This window comes from Bacillota bacterium, from assembly GCA_012837285.1.
GTDB lineage: Bacteria > Bacillota > DTU030 > DUMP01 > DUMP01 > DUNI01.
In genome coordinates this window covers 1-2,180 of sequence record DURJ01000162.1, presented here as the reverse complement: position 1 = coordinate 2,180, position 2,180 = coordinate 1, and the positions used below count along the sequence as shown (strand labels likewise).

Annotated in this window: 3 protein-coding genes; all 3 read right to left on the bottom strand. The window is 48.6% G+C overall.

The window, feature by feature from the left end:
- A partial coding sequence (locus tag GX016_09715) for a hypothetical protein (protein HHT71824.1) occupies nt 1-313 on the bottom strand: 313 nt, incomplete at its 3' end.
- Between the two features lie 278 nt (nt 314-591).
- The gene (locus tag GX016_09710) at nt 592-870 is read right to left on the bottom strand and encodes a GIY-YIG nuclease family protein (GenBank protein ID HHT71823.1); all 279 of its coding nucleotides are present in this window, start codon (nt 868-870) and stop codon (nt 592-594) included.
- Nucleotides 871-1,022: 152 nt separating this feature from the next.
- The coding region (gene yfcC, locus GX016_09705) for a putative basic amino acid antiporter YfcC (GenBank protein ID HHT71822.1) at nt 1,023-2,180 on the bottom strand (1,158 nt) is incomplete at its 5' end.

Sequence of the window (2,180 nt, the reverse complement as noted above, 5' to 3'; positions counted from 1 at the left end):
TACTCATTTTCCCGGCCCAAACCGGTGTGCAGACTACTACCTGGTCATAAGCGCCAAAGTCAATACTCATATCTGCAATTGCAGCATCCCTTCCCATTGCTGCCTCAAAGCCGCACCTGATAAAGCCAATTATTCCTTTATAGTTATCACGGTTCATTATTCTCACAAGGTCCGCATTCAAAATTGTCGCCAACTTCTCGGCAGCCGTTTTGGTATTTCCGGTTCGTGAATAATAGACAACCAACGCGTTCGTAAACTTCACCCCTCTTCTTTGAAGAACTTGTCCTTCATCTAATTCTATCGTTTCTACCATTACCCACCTGAACAGGGTAGTAATGGATTGCCCCATAACCTTATTATATGGATAAGCTATTTACCTATTCGTCCTAAAGCCTGATATTTCATTAACTACTTGGCGGCACAAAGGCACTGCTTACCACTTATTTCCTAATGATCAATAATTCGCCGGCTAACGATTCTTTCCTGCCGTTGGTTCCTCAACATGAACCCCGTCACTTAGGGACGGGGTTTGCGCATGCCTTATTGATCTAAATGGATTCCTGGTACTAGTCTTAACACGCACCGGTAATATCAGCGGTTTTGGGTAGGGGCTTCAATCTGCCCCTCTGCCCCGGTCAATATTGCCAGCTTCTTTTGGTGACTGCACCGTTTGATGGCTGCTTCGGCCGCCATGGCTTCCGACCGCGAGTCAAATTCAAGAAAGCCCAAGAGCTTTACCGGACGCCGTCCTCTCGTATAGCGAGCACCGTTGCCCTCTTGGTGTTCTTTTAGCCGCCGCTCAGGGTCTGTGGAATATCCGGTATAAAGGCTGCCATCGCAGCAACGAAGGATATAAACGTAATGCGACATGAACAAGTCCTCCTGACAATGATCGGTTCTTGTTGGCCAGGTTTGCTGCGGTCCTTCGCTATAGTCTTTTCGCCGTTAGTTGTCAGCCTTCCTCTTCATGGCATCTTTTATCGAATAAAGTTCATAACTTAATCGCATGGCGCAAGTACTCTCTAGTAGGGCCCGTAATTGATCACCTGGGCTATGATAATAAAAACAGCTCCCAGTAGATACTGCAATGCTAGCAGGGGCAAGATCCAGCGTGCCCATTTGTCATAAGGTATCCCTGCTAGAGCGAGACCGGCCATGAGGCTGCCATCGGTGGGGGCAAAACTGTTGGAAATCCCGTCGCCGAACTGAAAGGCCAATACTGCCGTTTGACGGGTCACACCTACCAAGTCCGCCAGCGGACTTAAAATGGGCATAGTCACAGCGGCTTGCCCGCTACCTGAAGGAATAATGAAATTGAGGAGACTTTGAACTACATACATGCCTAGAGCATTTAGGCTGCTTGGTAAGCGAGCAATAGCACCAGCCAGCCAGTGAATAATTGTATCGCTGATATTACCTTCCTCTAGGACTACCATAATGGCCCATGCCAAGCCTATAACGAATGCGCCGCAGATTAGCTGTTTGGAACCGTCGACAAAGGCTTCGGCAATCTGATGGGAACTGAGTTTCCCGACACATCCGGCAGCAATACCCATAAACAGAAACAGACCGGCTATCTGGTCAATATCCCAGAACCACTTTAGCACAGCATAGACCAATATCCCCATGGTTACCACGATTACTATGAAGACTCGTAAATGGTGCGCTTCAAGGACGGAACTTTGCTGCCAATCATAATCCGGGTCCCTAGTCGTGTCTTCTTCAAAAACAAGACTGCTTTCGGGTTGGGCTTTGATTTTGCAGGCGTAGCGGTGGATAAAGTAAGTTGAAAGGCCGGTAAATGAGAGCCAGGCCAGAATACGCAAGGCGAGTCCTGAAAAGAGCGGCAAGCCGGCAATTCCTTGGGCCACTGCCACGGTGAACGGGTTTAAGAAGCCGGTAGAAAACCCGGCCACAGTGCCAACCATAAACAAGGCCATCCCCGTAATGGAATCATACCCAAACGCTGTGGCCAAAGAAACTGTAACGGGCACAAAGGGAAGCAATTCAGGCCTGAGACCAATGGCCCCGCAGAGGGAAAATACAAGCATGGTCACCGGTATGATTAGGTTTTCCCGCCCCTGCAGCAGCTTGGTTAGCCTAGCCATATAAGCATCAATCATTCCGGTAGCTTGAACTACACTGAAGGCCCCACCAACAACAAAAACAAAGAAAATGAT

Excerpts from the sequence above, each read along its gene's own strand:
- GX016_09710 (HHT71823.1), bottom strand. The coding sequence starts at position 870 with ATGTCGCATTACGTTTATATCCTTCGTTGCTGCGATGGCAGCCTTTAT.